At 68.0% G+C, this 15047-nt stretch carries 16 protein-coding genes; 10 read left to right on the top strand and 6 right to left on the bottom strand.

The window, feature by feature from the left end:
• Nucleotides 1-35 precede the first annotated feature (35 nt).
• The 3 genes from QTI45_RS25780 (at nucleotide 36) to QTI45_RS25770 (ending at nucleotide 3281) form a co-directional block, all read left to right on the top strand.
• Nucleotides 36-1187, top strand: a complete 1152-nt coding sequence (locus QTI45_RS25780) for a type 1 periplasmic-binding domain-containing protein (RefSeq protein ID WP_286656321.1) — start codon at nucleotides 36-38, stop codon at nucleotides 1185-1187.
• An 85-nt stretch (nucleotides 1188-1272) separates the two neighbouring features.
• Nucleotides 1273-2616, top strand: coding sequence for a flavin-containing monooxygenase (locus QTI45_RS25775; RefSeq protein ID WP_286656320.1), 1344 nt, complete (start codon nucleotides 1273-1275; stop codon nucleotides 2614-2616).
• A 167-nt stretch (nucleotides 2617-2783) separates the two neighbouring features.
• Nucleotides 2784-3281, top strand: a complete 498-nt coding sequence (locus QTI45_RS25770) for a hypothetical protein (protein WP_286656319.1) — start codon at nucleotides 2784-2786, stop codon at nucleotides 3279-3281.
• Here the strand turns inward: QTI45_RS25770 and QTI45_RS25765 are convergent.
• The 3 genes from QTI45_RS25765 to QTI45_RS25755 form a co-directional block, all read right to left on the bottom strand.
• Nucleotides 3278-3769 (bottom strand): ASCH domain-containing protein, encoded by a 492-nt coding sequence (locus tag QTI45_RS25765; protein ID WP_286656318.1) that lies wholly within the window; start codon nucleotides 3767-3769, stop codon nucleotides 3278-3280. The genes QTI45_RS25770 and QTI45_RS25765 overlap by 4 nt on opposite strands.
• Before the next feature lie 21 nt (nucleotides 3770-3790).
• On the bottom strand, nucleotides 3791-4252 hold the full coding sequence (locus tag QTI45_RS25760; RefSeq protein WP_286656317.1) for a guanylate cyclase: 462 nt from the start codon (nucleotides 4250-4252) through the stop codon (nucleotides 3791-3793).
• Nucleotides 4253-4323: 71 nt separating this feature from the next.
• A complete protein-coding gene (locus tag QTI45_RS25755) occupies nucleotides 4324-5190 on the bottom strand; it encodes a LysR family transcriptional regulator (protein ID WP_444813131.1) in 867 nt (288 codons plus the stop codon).
• A gap of 75 nt (nucleotides 5191-5265) precedes the next feature.
• Between QTI45_RS25755 and QTI45_RS25750 the strand changes: the two genes are divergently transcribed.
• Nucleotides 5266-6465 (top strand): DMT family transporter, encoded by a 1200-nt coding sequence (locus QTI45_RS25750; RefSeq protein ID WP_353621331.1) that lies wholly within the window; start codon nucleotides 5266-5268, stop codon nucleotides 6463-6465.
• A 115-nt stretch (nucleotides 6466-6580) separates the two neighbouring features.
• On the top strand, nucleotides 6581-7654 hold the full coding sequence (gene ydiK, locus QTI45_RS25745; RefSeq protein WP_286656316.1) for an AI-2E family transporter YdiK: 1074 nt from the start codon (nucleotides 6581-6583) through the stop codon (nucleotides 7652-7654).
• 25 nt (nucleotides 7655-7679) lie between these two features.
• On the opposite strand, the gene QTI45_RS25740 is transcribed toward ydiK, so the two are convergent.
• Nucleotides 7680-7889: a hypothetical protein gene (locus QTI45_RS25740; protein ID WP_286656315.1), complete on the bottom strand. Its 210-nt coding sequence runs from the start codon at nucleotides 7887-7889 to the stop codon at nucleotides 7680-7682.
• A gap of 357 nt (nucleotides 7890-8246) precedes the next feature.
• Here QTI45_RS25740 and QTI45_RS25735 point away from each other — a divergent pair, with 357 nt between their 5' ends.
• Entirely contained in the window at nucleotides 8247-8906 is a 660-nt protein-coding gene (locus QTI45_RS25735; RefSeq protein ID WP_286369541.1) for a hypothetical protein, read from the top strand.
• Nucleotides 8907-8948: 42 nt separating this feature from the next.
• Here the strand turns inward: QTI45_RS25735 and QTI45_RS25730 are convergent, their stop codons facing one another.
• Together QTI45_RS25730 and QTI45_RS25725 are read right to left on the bottom strand one after the other, a co-directional pair.
• Nucleotides 8949-9413: a GAF domain-containing protein gene (locus QTI45_RS25730; protein ID WP_286656314.1), complete on the bottom strand. Its 465-nt coding sequence runs from the start codon at nucleotides 9411-9413 to the stop codon at nucleotides 8949-8951.
• A 6-nt stretch (nucleotides 9414-9419) separates the two neighbouring features.
• On the bottom strand, nucleotides 9420-10643 hold the full coding sequence (locus QTI45_RS25725; protein WP_286656313.1) for an acyl-CoA dehydrogenase family protein: 1224 nt from the start codon (nucleotides 10641-10643) through the stop codon (nucleotides 9420-9422).
• A 194-nt stretch (nucleotides 10644-10837) separates the two neighbouring features.
• Here QTI45_RS25725 and QTI45_RS25720 point away from each other — a divergent pair, with 194 nt between their 5' ends.
• The 4 genes from QTI45_RS25720 to QTI45_RS25705 all read left to right on the top strand — a co-directional run bounded on the left by QTI45_RS25720 (nucleotide 10838) and on the right by QTI45_RS25705 (nucleotide 15046).
• On the top strand, nucleotides 10838-11416 hold the full coding sequence (locus QTI45_RS25720) for an OsmC family protein (RefSeq protein WP_286656312.1): 579 nt from the start codon (nucleotides 10838-10840) through the stop codon (nucleotides 11414-11416).
• Nucleotides 11417-11459: 43 nt separating this feature from the next.
• Nucleotides 11460-12350, top strand: coding sequence for a VOC family protein (locus tag QTI45_RS25715; protein WP_286656311.1), 891 nt, complete (start codon nucleotides 11460-11462; stop codon nucleotides 12348-12350).
• Between the two features lie 122 nt (nucleotides 12351-12472).
• The gene (locus QTI45_RS25710; protein WP_444813311.1) at nucleotides 12473-14077 is read left to right on the top strand and encodes a TIGR04028 family ABC transporter substrate-binding protein; all 1605 of its coding nucleotides are present in this window, start codon (nucleotides 12473-12475) and stop codon (nucleotides 14075-14077) included.
• A 30-nt stretch (nucleotides 14078-14107) separates the two neighbouring features.
• The gene (locus tag QTI45_RS25705; protein WP_286656310.1) at nucleotides 14108-15046 is read left to right on the top strand and encodes an ABC transporter permease; all 939 of its coding nucleotides are present in this window, start codon (nucleotides 14108-14110) and stop codon (nucleotides 15044-15046) included.
• Nucleotide 15047: the final 1 nt, after the last annotated feature.

The following is a 15047-nucleotide window of genomic DNA, read 5'->3' as shown; positions in this document are numbered from 1 at the left end:
AGCAAATTGTCACAATGCATCGCTAGCATCGGCCGATGGACGAGCTTCGAGTATTCACACGCCGCCGCATGCTCGGTGCGACCGGCATCGGCGCGCTCTCGGCACTCGTCGGCCAGCCGGTGGTCTCTTCGGCGCAGACTCGTGCAGTCCAGCCTGGCGCCACCCGGCTGACCCAGCTGCTCGACATGTCGCCCGATCAGCAGGAACTCTCGCGCGACTATGCCACCGGCGTTCGACTCGCCTTCGCGGAACTCCGAAAGACGAACAGCGCATTGCCGCAACTGGCGACCATCGAGACCGACGGCACGGCGGCCTCGGTCCGCGCGGCGATCCAGGCGGTCAAGAGCGATCCGGGCCAGGTGGCCTTGCTGGGTGCGGCCGGCGAAGCCCTGGCGCTGGCGACTGTCAGGGAAGCGGCCCAGGCGCAGCTGGAGATCGCCCACGTCGCGCCATGGCTGGCCGATCCGCGCTACGACCAGGACCGCCACCTGGTCGCTCTCTTCGCGTCGCGCGAAGAGCAGATGCGCCAGGTGCTCAAGGGCCTCGCGACGATGGGTGTCAGTGAGCTCGGTGTCGTCTATCCGAGTCCGCAGCATGCCGAGGCGCTGCAGGCCGGCACGGCAGCGCTCACATCGCGGCTGCAGGTCAGGCTGCGCTCGCTCACGGTGCCCGCAGGTCAGGACATCGCGCTTTTCGCATCCCGGCTCAAGCCGGACGACCCCTACTTCCTGGTGTTCATGGGCGGCAGCATCGAGCTCGCGCAGTTCACGCGCGGCTTGAGCCAGCGCGGCCAGCAGCGCTACGTGATCTGCCTGGCCGACGTCGACACCACGACCTTCATGCAGCTGGGTCCCGGCAAGAAGGTGCCGATCGTCTTCACGCAGGTGGTGCCGAACCCGCATTCCAGCAAGGTGCCGCTGGTGCGTGCCTACCGCGACGCGCTCGCGCGGCTGTTCGACGAAGCGCCTTCGCCGATCAGCCTGGCAGGCTACATCGCGGGCCGCTACGCGGCGGCGGTGCTGGCCGGCGTCGAGCCCAACGCCGGGCGCGCCAGGGTGCTCGCGGAGTTCCAGCGGCGCCGGCCGGTCCAGCTGGATGGGTGGCGCGTGGAGTTCGAGGACGGGGGTCGAGGCGGCAGCTACGTGAGTCAGCTGCTGCTGAACGCGCAGGGGGTCTTCATCGGATAAGGGGCGCCGGTCCGAAGCACGGAGGGCTTGCGCTGCGCCGCTTTGGAGATCACATTCCGGGCTCACGATGATCTCGGAGAATCGAATGGAACGTCCGGTTCGCGATGCGCCGCAGCCCGCTGTCGCCGGCCACGCACGGCCGGGCGAAGTCCTCGACCTCCTCATCATCGGCGCCGGCATCGGCGGGGTGATGGCGCTCTACTACGCGCGCAAGGCGGGCCTGAGCGCGCTGGTGCTCGAGCGCCAGGACGTGGTCGGGGGCCTCTGGGCCACGCTCCCCGCCTGGCAGGACATCCAGTTCGGCCGCTGCGACTGGACGCTCGGCGATCTGCCGATCGCCGGAGAAGACCAGGCGAGCATCCGTGACAACATCCAGGCCTGGGTCGACCGCTTCGGCCTCGCCGGCTCGATACGGCTCGGCACCGAAGTCAGGCGCGCCACCCGCTCGGGCGAACTGTGGATCGTCGAGACCGCGGCCGGGACCTTCCGTGCCAGGCATCTGATCAGCGCCACGGGCGCCCACAACCGCCCCTTCGTTCCCGAGCCCGCGCGCGAATCCGTCGAGTTGCGCGAACTGCACTCCTCGCAGCTGCGCGATGCGGCGGATCTGGCGGGCCGCGACGTGGTGGTGGTCGGTGGCGGCGCATCGGCCTATGACCTGCTCGACCTGTGCTTCGAGTACCAGGCCCGCCGTGTCATCTGGGTCTATCGGAACGCGCGGTGGATGATGCCGACGCGCAAGCCCAAGAAAGTGGCGGGCAGCCCTCGCGAACTGGCCAGGGCGCAGATGGAGGGCGCCACTCTCGAGGAGATCAGCCGCGGCCTGCAGGCCAAGCTCGTCGACCGCTATGCCAAGTTCGGCCTCGAAGCCATCCGCCCCGAGGGCCAGTTCGATCTGGGACGCGATCAACTGCTTCCCGGACGCCACCGCATGATCGAGAACTTCTCGAAGATCGAGCGCCACCGCGCCGAGGTATCGCGAATCCGCGGGCGCCGCGCAGAGCTTTCCACGGGCGAAGCGGTCGAAGCGGACCTGCTCCTGTGGGCCACGGGCTACCAGGTGGACCTCGGCTTCTTCGCGAATGAATCGCTGTCGCGCATCACCGGGCACGACGAGTTGTGCGCGCAATGCGGTTGCGGCCTCCGCGCCATCGCCGAGCCCGGCCTGTACTTCCTGGCCGCGGGACTCGAGTCGACCGGCACCGCACCCTGGTCCTACGCGCTGCTGGCCCGCACCCTGATGTCGCACGTGCAGGGCCAGGCGACGCTGGAGCCGGTGCCGCTGGCACGCAAGCTCAATCACTTTCACTACCCCGCTTTCCTGGCCGAGCGCGATCCGGTGAACTTTCCGCAGGGGCACTGGCAAGACGAGTATCAGCGGCTCGCCTTCGCGCATCCGCAAGACCTGCCGCTGCCGATTCCGGACTGACGGACCGAGCGCGTCGACGGCTCGACTGCTCCAGTCTTGTGACAGTCGCGGCTTCTCCCACGGCTTGGCGTTGATTGCCCGCCCGGACGAGCAGATGATGCTCGGGCGCTGCCGGAGAACTTCGACTGCGCAGCGCATCCGTGGCTCAACCCAACGAGGGGGAAATCATGCGCACATCCACAGCAGCAAGTGCCTACGCGGCCGTGTCCCTGGCGATCCTCTGTTTCGACAGCGCCGCCCAGGCGCCCGCTCCACCCATCAGGTCCACCTGCCAGAACGTCGGCGTGGCGGCGCCGGAACCGCTGGGGGATCGAGAAGGCCATTTCCTCTCGGTCGGCCCCTACAGTTGCGTGAGCCAGGGCGGCGTGCTCGACGGCACGGTCAGCTCGGGCATGAACATCTGGGACGTGGACAAGGGCGCGGGCGTGCTGGTCACGGGCAATGGCGTGATGCGCAAGCCCGGCATGATGGTCGTCTTCACCGTGACGGAAGGAAGCTACGCCCTCACCATGGCCGACGGCAAGGTGACGGGCTTCGCCGGAAGCGCCAAGGGCGTGTACAAGCTCGCGACGGGTTCGGCCGCTTCGCTCTCGGGCAAGGCCTACACGGCGCGATTCCGAAGCATCGACCGTGGCCAGTTCGTCATCGAGACGACGGTGGACTAGCTGGCGCCGGCCTGGCGCTTGTAGACCACCCTGAAGCGCTCGCACGCCACGGGCATGGCCTGGCTGGGCGTGCGGCCCGCGCGTTCGCACTCGCGGCCGAAGTAGGCCCAGTGGACGCGGCGCCAGTATTCCAGCGAGCCATCGCCTTCGCCCTCGGTGGCCGCGAACCCGGCGCCGACCTGCTCGAACGGCAGGATCTCGACGTCCAGCGTCTCGATGACGCACACCGGCGTGCCGTCCCAGCAGGTGACCACACTGAGCGCGCCAGGCTCGGGCGGCGAGCCGCCTGCGTCCTCGAGGGACCAGACAAGGGAGGCAGTGGCCCGCTTGACGCCGGCAAGCACGAGCTCGGCGAGGGCGTTCGCATCGGCCTCGTTGTCATCGAAATGGAAGGCCTCGAAGAAGCGGTCGGAGCGATCTTCTCCGACCTCGGCGCAGAAGCCGTCCCAGAAGGGGGCGATGGCTGGAGGGATGGGTCTTCTTCGCACCATGCGCAATCGCGACGAACTTCAGCTCTCGTCCATGAACGGGGGAAGCAGTCGCGCCGCGCCCTGCAGAAGTTCGAACTCGGGGTCGGGCAGCGGCACGTTCTGCATGTCGAAGTGGCTGAGCGTGCCCCACAGCCGCCCGCTGTGCGGGTCGAGCACCGGCACGCTGTGATAGGAGATGACGACCCCTTGGAGCGGATGGCCGTCGAGCCTCTGGTCGACCGCCGAGTCGGTGGTCCGGAATGACTTTCCGCGCTGGACGAACTGGCAGAAGCTCTGCGTGAACGGGACGACCATCAGATAGTCCGGCCGCTTGCGGCCCTGCTTGTCGTGCAGGAACACGTTGTGGAGCAGCGGACCGGCAAAGCGATAGACCGCGGTGTAGCGAAGCGAGACGCCTTCATTGAGATACGCGAGCGCAGCGAGAACTCCCCCGGTTGCCAGCGCATCGGAAACTGATTCCAGATTTCGTGTAGTGATCATCGATCGATGCTAGCTACACCGTACTGATTGCAAAAGCGCGAGATCGTTTTTTTGTGTGTGCCGATCGGTCCTCAGATCCTGCGGTCCGCGTGGCGCAAAGTCTGCAGCAGCATGCGGTGCAGGCTTTCGACAGCCTTCGAGCCGCGCGAAGCCGGGCTGCGATAGAGGGCCACCTGCATCGGTTCGAGCGGCCCGAGCCCGTGCTCGACGCCGAGGATCTGCAGCTGCGCCGGCGCGCTGCACTGGGTCAGGGCCGCCACGGCCAGGCCGCTCTCGACGGCTGCGATCTGGCCGGCCAGGCTGGAGCTGTTGTAGACCACCTTGTAGGGGCGCCCCTGGAGCGCGAGCGAGTGGATCGCGCTGCGCCGGCCCAGGCTGGCCTCCTCGTAGACCGCGATCGGCAGCGGGTTGCGGTTCCAGACATCGAACTGCCCGGAGCCGACCCACACCATCGGCTCATGGAACAGCAGGGTGCCGCGCCGGGCGTGGTCTCGAGAGACCAGGGCCAGGTCGAGCTCACCGCGCGCCACGCGCGGGATCAGCGCGGTCGACTGCTCGCAGTCCAGCTGGATCTCGACGCCTCCATGGCGGGGCGCGAATCGCTTGAGGACGGGGGTCAGGTACTTGCTCGCGTAGTCGTCGGGCACCCCGAGCCTCACGAGGCCGGAAACGAGCTCGCCCTGCAGGGCCGCCTGCGCCTCGGCATGGAGATCGAGCATGCGCCGGGCGTAGCCCAGCAGGGTCTGGCCCTCGTGCGTGAGCTGGAGCTGCCGGGCGCCGCGAAGCAGCAGCTGGCAACCCAGCGCCGACTCCAGCTTCTTGAGCTGCATGCTCAACGCCGACTGGGAGCGGTGGACCTCGGGTGCCGCGCTCGACAGCGAACCGGCGTCGACCGCGGCCACGAAGCTCTTCAACCAGTCGATCTGAAGGTCTCTCACGTATTCGATAAGCAGATGGGTGCCTGCTGAATTATGCGCTTTTCGCTTTCAAGCAGACGCGGCACAGTGCGTCCCATGAACCTGTTGAACGCACCGTCGTCGCCCGGACCTGCCGCCTCCAGCTCGAACGCGCCGGGCCAGCTCGACACGCGCGCCATGGGCGTGATGACGCTGCTGTGCCTGGTCTGGAGCCTCCAGCAGATCTCGTTGAAGGCGGTTGCCGACCAGGCCAGCCCGATGCTGATGGTGGCGCTGCGGTCCGCGGTCGCACTCGTGCTGCTGGCGCTGCTCATGCGCCGCCGCGGCGAGGCGCCCGGCCCCGGGCGCTGGAAGCCGGGGCTGGCCGTGGGCGCCCTCTTCGGGCTGGAGTACCTGCTGGTGGCCGAGGCGCTGCGCCTGACCGGGGCATCCCACGTGGTCGTCTTCCTCTACACGGCGCCCATCTTCGCCGCCCTGGGGCTGCACATGCGCCTGCCCGCGGAGCGGCTCGGCGGGCAACAGGTGGCCGGCATCGCCGTGGCCTTCGGCGGCATCGCGCTGGCCTTCCTCGGGGGTGACGCCGCTTCCTCGGCCGACGCGCGCAGTCCGGCGCTGCTGGGAGACGGCCTGGCGCTGCTCGCGGGCGCGGCCTGGGGCGCCACGACGGTGACGATCCGCTGCTCCAGCCTGACCTCGGCGCCTGCCACCGAGACGCTGCTGTACCAGCTGCTGGGCGCCTTCATCCTGCTGCTGCCGGCGGCCTGGCTGACCGGGCAGTTCCGCTTCGAGTCCTCGGCCGTGGTCTGGGCGCATCTGGGATTCCAGAGCATCGTTGTTTCCTTCGCCAGCTTCCTGGCCTGGTGCTGGCTGCTGCGCCGCTACCTGGCTTCCCGGCTCGGCGTGTTCTCGTTCCTCACGCCGCTGTTCGGGGTCATCCTGGGCGTCGCCCTGCTGGGCGAGGCGCCCGAGCCGGCCTTCATCGCGGGCAGCGTGCTGGTGCTGGTGGGCATCGGCCTGGTGAGCGCCCGGTGTAGAGTCGGCCCCCGATTCAAAGCAGCAGGAGCCTTCATGGCACGAACAAGCGAATGGGCGGCCAAGGTGCTGACCTTGATCAGGGGCGGCAACACCGACGCCGCGATCGCCCAGATCAAGGTCGCGCCGAGCGTCAAGGACATCCGCGCGCTCGAAGCGGCGCTGGCGCAGGCGGGCCTGGCCGGCCGCTGGCGCGATGTCGACCAGACCATCGCGCAGAGCATCGACGCCTTGTCCGCACCGCGCCTGCATCGTTCGCCCTGAGCCGCGAGCCGAGAGCCCGGAGCGGCCACGGTCTCCTCGGCTACGATGGCGCCACCGCCGCGGCCGCCAGATCGCAAGGGCCGCGGTGCCTTCAGCGAAAAAAGGGTGACGCTCCATGACCGATACGCGCTCGGACCTTACCAAGATCACGTTCAGCGTGCTGACCATCGGCCTCCTGATCGCCTCCTCTCTCTGGATCCTGTGGCCATTCCTCGGCGCCACCATCTGGGCGGTGATGGTCGTCGTCGCCACCTGGCCGGCCCTGCTGTGGTTCGAGGCCCGGCTGTGGAACCGCCGCAGCCTCGCGGTGCTGGTGATGGTGCTGATCCTGCTGCTGCTCTTCGTGCTGCCGCTGACGATGGCGATCTCGACCATCGCGGCCAATGCCGACGAGGTGATCGCCTGGTTCAAGCTGCAGATCAGCAAGGGGCCGCCGCAGCTCCCCGCGTGGGTCGGCAATCTGCCCTTCGTCGGGCCCAAGCTGACCTTGGCATGGGATGAGCTGGTGGCATCGGGCGTTTCGGGCATCGAGGCCAAGGTCACGCCCTACGCGACCCGGGTCACGGGCTGGTTGTTCTCGCAGGCCGGTGTGGTCGGCGCGCTGACGCTGCAGTTCCTGCTCACGGTCGTCATCGCGGGCCTGATGTATGCCCAGGGCGAGACGGCGGCCGTCGAGGTCCGGCGCTTCGGCCGCCGCCTCGGCGGGCAGCGTGGCGAAGACGCCGTGGTGCTGGCCGGCCAGGCGATCCGGGGCGTGGCGCTGGGCGTGGGCGTCACGGCGATAGTCCAGGCCGTGGTGGGCGGCATCGGCCTGGCCATCGCCGGCGTGCCCTTCGCCGCCTTGCTCACCGCGGTGATGTTCATCCTGTGCATCGTGCAGCTCGGGCCGACCCTGGTGCTGGCGCCGGCCACGATCTGGGTCTTCTGGAGCGGCTCGACCGGCTGGGGGATCTTCCTGCTGGTGTGGACCGTGATCGTCGGCACCATGGACAACTTCCTGCGGCCGTGGCTGATCAAGCGCGGCGCCGACCTGCCGCTGCTGCTGATCTTCGCCGGCGTCATCGGCGGCCTGCTGGGCTTCGGGCTGGTCGGTATCTTCGTCGGACCGGTGCTGCTCGCGGTGTCCTATACGCTGATCAACGCCTGGCTCGACAGCGCCGAGCCGGCGGCCGGAGAGATCGGGTCGTAGCGGGCGCGCGCTTTCGCGCAACGCATCACCAGAAGCGCCAGAACGGGCGGCGGCGCGCCGCGGCTTGCTCGAGGGTCGCACTCACCGTCGTGGGCGTGCCGAAGCGGCGGCGCACCTCGGCTTCGTGCAGTCGCGCCGGCCTGCGCGTTTCGGCATGGCCGCGCAAGGCCAACAGGCGCAACTGGTGTGCGCGGTTGAGCAACTCCTCATCATCGAGATCGCCGGGCTCGGTCATGCCTCAATTGTGCATCGATGTTTCCGCACCCCGCGCCTGCCGGCCCGATTTCCGGGCCGTGGCGCTGTTTCGGCAGGGCCCGACTACGGGTTTGTATCAAGGACTAACGGTCAGGAAGGGCCCGCAGCGACGTTTTGGCGGGCGAGAAGAGGGGAACTTTCCCACGCTACCGCGCCTGGCTTTCGTATCGTTACCTTGTCGTCGGGCGACGCATCCACTTACGCTCGATGACGGCATGGAACATGCGGCGGCCCATAGACTTGGTTTCGCGTTCAGCGGCCTTTCGACTTACACAGTTGACTTGGCCATTCCTTCAATAGATCGCACGTACATGCTGCGATCCTCTGGATACAACTCATGTCAATTACTCAGGAACTTGTGGTCGAGTTCGCCCGATTGGGCGTCGTCTATATTCATCTCATCGCCTGCTGCGTGGCCATCGGCCTGGTGCTCACCAGCGACATCGCGATGGTCAAGCAGATGTTTGTCGGCGAGTCTTCGGACCGCAAGGAAAGCCACGACATGACCCAACTGCAGACCACGGTCGTGTGGGCACTGGTGGCGCTCTGGATCTCCGGCTTGGTCGTGATCATGCTCGACGTGTCTTCGAAGGGATTGCAGTACTTCGCGAACCCCAAGATCCAGGCCAAGATCCTGATCGTCATGCTGCTGACCCTGAACGGCGTGGTGCTTCATCATGTCGTGCTGCCCTGGCTGCAGAAGGCCGGCTCGCTGCTCGAACTGACGCCGAGCCGCACCACCTTCGCGGTCTTCGCCGGCGCGGTGTCGGGCGTGTCCTGGCTCTACGCCGCGATGCTCGGCGTCGGTCGGCCCCTGTCATGGAAGTATTCGCTGTGGCAGCTGATGGCTGCGTACCCCCTGTTGATCGCCGCCGGCTTCGCCTCGATGCTGCTGCTCACCGCCTTCGTGAAGTACCGCAACACCGCGCGCAGCACGACGGCGAAGGACGACGAGGACTTCGGCGCGAGCTTCGGGCCGCAGGGCATCATCGCGTAGCTGCGCAACGGTGGATCGGACGCTGCGGCAGCAGGGAGACGGCTAGCCGTGCGGATCCACGGCGAAGGACGCGACGACGGGCGCGACCGCTTCCAGAAACTCGAAGGCCTCGTCCCGCAGCGGCATGGGGCTGAAGTCGAAGTGGCACAAGGTCCCCCACAAGCGGCCGTCCGCAAGCACGAGCGCGGTGCCGTGGTACGAGATCATCATGTCCTCGTAGGCATGGCCCGCGAACCTCGTGTCTCTTGACGAATCGTCGGTACGAAAGGGAATGCCGGGCCTGATGAATTGCGCGAGGCTCTTGTTCAGCGGCATCGCGGACAAGAAGGGCGGCAGCCTCTGGCCCTGCGCGTCATGCAGGCAGACGTTCTTCAGGATGAGGCCTGCAAACCTGAAGATCGCGGTGTAGCGATGGGGCACGCCCTCGTTCAGGAAGGCGAGGCCGCCCGCCAGACCCTGCGTCTTCAGGATCTGCGAGAAGGCTTCCAAGTCCTGGGCCGAGGGCATTCCATATTATGTGCTCGCGCGCTTGGCCAGTTCCAGCTTGGCGATCGCGTTGCGATGCACTTCGTCGGGTCCGTCGACGATGCGCACCGTGCGCTGGTGCGCATAGGCCTCGGCCAGCCAGAAGTCCTGGCTGACGCCGGCCGCCCCATGCGCCTGGATGGCCCAGTCCACCACCTTGCACGACATGTTGGGGGCCACTACCTTGATCATCGCGATCTCGGCGCGGGCGTTCTTGTTGCCCACCGTGTCCATCTTGTAGGCGGCGTTGAGCGTGAGCAGCCGCGCCTGGTCGATCAGGCAGCGCGACTCGGCGATGCGCTCGTGCCACACCGATTGCTCGGCGAGCGGCTTGCCGAAGGCGATGCGCTTCTGCAGGCGGTCGCACATCAGCTCGAGCGCGCGCTCGGCGGCGCCGATGGAGCGCATGCAGTGGTGGATGCGGCCGGGCCCGAGGCGGCCCTGGGCGATCTCGAAACCGCGGCCTTCGCCCAGCAGGATGCTGGAGGCCGGCACGCGCACGTTCTCCAGCAGCACTTCCATGTGGCCGTGCGGCGCATCGTCGTAGCCGAACACCGACAGGTGCCGCAGCACCGAGACGCCGGCCGCGTCGCGCGGCACCAGGATCATCGACTGCTGGGCGTGGCGCGGCGCCTCCGGATCGGTCTTGCCCATCACGATGAAGATCTTGCAGCGCGGGCTGCCGGCGCCGGAGGAGAACCACTTGCGGCCGTTGATCACGTACTCGTCGCCCTCGCGCCGGATCGTGCACTGGATGTTGGTGGCATCGGATGAGGCGACCGCCGGCTCGGTCATGAGGAAGCCGGAGCGGATCTCGCCGCGAAGCAGCGGCTCCAGCCACTGGTCCTTCTGCGCCTCGGTGCCGTAGCGCTCGATGGTCTCCATGTTGCCGGTGTCGGGCGCCGAGCAGTTGAAGACCTCGCCCGACCACGACACGCGGCCCATCACTTCGCACAGCGGCGCGTAGTCCAGGTTGGAGATTCCCGGCACGCCGCGGTGTTCGTGCGGCAGGAACATGTTCCACAGTCCGGCCGCCCGCGCGATCGGCTTGAGCTCCTCGATCAGCGGCGATACCTGCCAGGCATTGCCGGCCCGGCGGAAGGCGTCCATCTCGTGGTGGTAGCGCTCCTCGTTGGGATAGATGTGCTCATCGAAGAAGTGGTGCAGGCGCTGCAGCAGGTCACGGGTCTTGGGGGAGGGTTCGGCGAACATGGTTTGTCCTTTCGTTGTCGTGCGATTTCAACATCGCCCGCCGCCGGATGCCGTCCCGCAAGCGACGCACGGGCGGTGCGGGACGGCCGGCGGGCGATATGCGGGAACCGAGTAAGCGCCAAGCTTTTCCTTCGTTCCCTCGCGCCCGTCCGGCGCGAAGAATGGCGGCCTTCCTCCCATGAGAACAAGCCGTCATGACTGACCTGAACGACTACCTGGCCGAGAAGCGAACGGCCGTGCTGGCACGCAATGCAGCCATCGAAAGCGGGACGGCACAAGCTGCCCAGCTCAAGGCGAGCGTGCGTGCCGAGGGCCGCAGCGGCGTGCGGCGCCTGCGAATCCGCGACCACCAGATCATCAGCGACAGCCCGCCCGACTTCGCCGGCTACAACCTCGGCCCGAGCTCGCCGGAGCTGCAGCTCGGCGTGCTGGGAACCTGCGTCACGCACATCTTCCTGATCCAGGCCGCCGAGCGCCAGGTGCCCCTGGAAAGCCTGGAAGTCGAGGTCACCGGCGTGATCGATCCGCGTGGCGGCAAGCCGGGCCATGAAGAGACCCCGATCTGGCCGCACCAGATCGCCTACACCGTGCACATCGATTCACCCGCGACCCGCGCCGAGATCGATGCGCTGTTCGAGGCGGTGGAGCGCAGCTGCCCGATTCTCAACCTGCTGCGCAATCCGCAGAGCATCCGCGCCGAGCTCAGGCTGGTCGACTCCCGGGCGGCAGCGGCGAGGGCCGGCACGACCGAGCCCGAAGCGCTCGCCGCCTGAGACGCCGCCGATCACCCGCAGCTACACAACCCGAAGGCAAGCCATGTCCCTCCCGCTCGACCACATCGTCATCGCCGTTCACGACCTCGAATCCGCCATCGCCGACTACACATCGCTCGGCTTCAACGTGCAGCGCGGCGGAGACCACCCCGGGCGCACGACGCACAACGCCCTGGTGGTGTTCGCCGACGGCAGCTATTTCGAGCTGATCGCCTGGAAGGCGCCCGCGCCGGACGAGCGCTGGTGGAAGCTGCTGCAGCAGTACGGCGAAGGCGTCGTCGACTATGCGCTGCTGCCGCACAGCACGGCCGAGACGGTCGCCGACGCCGCCCGGCGCGGGCTGGCGCTCGACGGTCCGCTGGATGGCGGGCGGCTGCGTCCGGACGGCGAACGGCTGCGCTGGCAGACGGCGCGGCCGACCTCTGCGGACCTGCCATTTCTCTGCGGCGACATCACGCCGCGGGCACTGCGCGTGCCCGAGGGCGCGGCACGGGTGCATCCCAACGGCGCGCTGGGCGTGGCCAGCCTGGCGGTCGCGGTGCACGATCTGGACGCCACCCTGGGCCGCTACCGGGCCCTGTTCGGCGATGCTGCCGGCGACCGGCATGCGCATGTGGGCCAGGCGGTTGCGCTGCCGGCCACCAGCGGGCGGGTGGCGCTGGTCTGGCTCGGCAGCAGCGCGCTCGTGCTGTCGTCGCCGCGCGATCCGATCGGCGGTCCGTCGAGCCCGCTCACGCAACGACTCGCCGCGCGCGGCGAGGGGCCCTACGCCCTGGTGCTGCGCACGGCGGACCCGGCCCAGACCAGCGGCTTGCTCGATCCGGCGCGGACCCATGGCGCGCTGATCGAGTTCGAGCTGGTGGACGCGCCATCGGCGCCGCAGCACGCGGTGCAGGCGGGCGCCGGGCCGGGCGAGAAGTGGGTCGGTGGATGAGTGTCGATCCTCCACGCTGCGAGTTCTTTTTCATCTTTCCTCGAAAGCATTTCGTGAACCTGATTTCCAAAGTGTCCGGTCGTGTGGCAGCGGCCGCCGCGGTCTTGTCCTTGATCGCGCTGGTGGCCGCCTGCTCCAAGGCCCCGGAGGCACCTGCAGCCGCTGCCAACGATGCGGGCGCGCCGGTGGCGGGAGGCACGCTGGTCTATCTGGAGCAGCAGGCCCACACCAACCTGTATCCCCCCGCGGGCGGCTTCTACCCGAACGGCGGCATCCTGAACCAGATCACCGACAAGCTCACCTACCAGGACCCGAAGACGCTCAAGATCGAGCCCTGGATCGCGGAGTCCTGGAGCGTCAACGACGCGGTCACCGAATACACCTTCAAGCTGCGCGAGGGCGTGACCTTCTCCGACGGGACGCCGCTCGATGCGGCCGCGGTGGCGAAGAACTTCGACACCTTCGGCAAGGGCAACAAGGAGCTGAAGCTGCCGGTGTCCGAGGTCATCAACAACTATGAGCGCAGCGAGGTGATCGATGCGCGCACGGTCAAGTTCTACTTCAGGAAGCCGGCGCCCGGCTTCCTGCAGGGCACCTCGGTCATCGGCTCCGGGCTGGTGTCGCCGGCCACGCTGGCACGGCCCTTCGATGAACTCGGCGACGCCACCAAGATCATCGGCTCGGGTCCCTTCGTCGTGACCAGCGAGACGCTGGGCAAGGAGCTGCTGCTGAGCGCGCGCAAGGACTACAAGTGGGGCCCGGCCACGCTGGCGCACCAGGGGCGCGCGCTGCTCGACGAGATCAAGCTCATCGTGACGCCGGAGGACAGCGTGCGCATCGGCGCGCTGGTCGCGGGGCAGGCCGGCTTCATCCGCCAGGTGCAGGCCTATGACGAGAAGCGGGTCAACGAGAGCGGCTTCGCGATCTACGCGCCCTCGACCCGCGGCGTGAACAACAGCATCAACTTCCGTCCCGACAACCCGCTCGTGGCCGACCTGCGGGTGCGCCAGGCGCTGCTGCACGCGACCAACACGAAGGAGATCGTCGAGACGCTGTTCTCCCCGAACTATCCGCAGGCGACGTCGGTGCTGGCATCGACCGCGGCGGGCTACGTCGATCTCTCCGCCAAGCTTGGCCACGACGAGGCGAAGGCCAAGGCGCTGCTCGACGAGGCGGGCTGGAAGGCCGGCGCCGACGGCGTGCGCACCAAGGACGGCCAGGTGCTGGCGCTGCGTGCCTACGAGGCGCTGCCCCAGCCGCAGAACAAGGAGACGCTGCAGCTGGTGGCCCAGCAGTGGGCCAAGGTCGGCGTCAAGCTCGAGGTGCTGACCGGCGACAACGGCAGCAAGACCATCGACAACCTCGACCCGGCCAAGACCGCGGTCCTGCCGACCATGGTGGGGCGCGCCGACCCTGACGTGATCAAGAGCCAGTACTACCCGACCAACCGCAACGTGCTGCTGCAGAAGGGCGGCGTGAGCGACAAGGTCAAGACCTTCGAGGACGCGAAGCTCAACGGCCTGCTCGAGGGCATCGCCGCGGAGGTCGATCCGGCCCGGCGCCTGGCGCTGGTCGGCGAGGCGCAGAACCACGTGATCGACCAGGCCTACGTGATCCCGATCTTCGAGGAGCCCCAGGCCTTCGCGGGCGCACCGTGGGTCAAGGGCGTGGGCTTCGAGGCGGTGGGCCGGCCGAGCTTCTACGGCACCTGGCTGGCGAAGCACTGAGACCGACGCCGTCGCGCCGAGGTCGTGTCGATGAGCAAGTACTTCTACGGCCGGATCGGCCAGGCGCTGCTGGTGCTGTGGGCCGCCTTCACGGCTTCCTTCGTGCTGCTGCAGGCGCTGCCCGGCGATGCGGTCCTGATCAAGTTCCTCAATCCCGACATGGGCCTCGGGCCGAAGGAGATCGCGGACATCCGCGCCTCCTACGGCGCCGACAACCCGGTGTGGGACCGCTACCTCCACACACTGTGGAACTTCCTCGGCGGCAACTTCGGCTACTCGATGCAGGCCGGCGTGCCGGTGAGCCAGGGCCTGGCGACCAACCTGCCGCCGACGCTGCGGCTGGCGAGCTTCGGTTTCGCGGTGGCACTGCTGCTGGCGGTGGCGCTGTCCTTTCTTTCGAACATCGCGCGCTTCGCGTGGCTGCGGGCGGCGATCCAGTCGCTGCCCTCGCTGTTCATCTCGGTGCCGGTGTTCTGGCTCGGCATCATGCTGATCCAGGTCTTCTCGTTCCGGCTCGGCCTGATCCCGGTCATCAATCCCGGCAAGTGGGAGGGGCTGGTGCTGCCGACCCTCACGCTCGCCATCCCGATCTCCGCGCCGCTGGCGCAGATCCTGATGCGCAACATCGACGAAGTGCTCACGCAGCCCTTCGTCACCGTGGCGCGTGCCAAGGGAGCGACGCGCAACTGGGTGCTATGGAGGCACGTCGCGCGCAACGCGGTGCTGCCGACGCTGACCATCGCGGGGATCCTGTTTGGCGAGTTGCTCGCCGGCGCGGTGGTCACCGAGTCCGTGTTCGGCCTCAACGGGCTGGGCAGCCTCACGCAGCAGGCGGTTGGCAACCAGGACACGGCGGTGCTGCAGGCCATCGTGGTGATCTCCGCCGCGGCCTTCGTCCTGATCAATCTTGCGGTCGACCTGTTGTATCCGGTGCTCGACCCGCGTCTTCGCATCAAGCTGGGCAACTGAA

The sequence above is a fragment of the Variovorax saccharolyticus genome (genome assembly GCF_030316765.1).
In the GTDB taxonomy this organism is placed as follows: Bacteria; Pseudomonadota; Gammaproteobacteria; order Burkholderiales; family Burkholderiaceae_C; genus Variovorax; species Variovorax saccharolyticus.
This window is presented reverse-complemented; position numbering and strand designations above follow the sequence as displayed.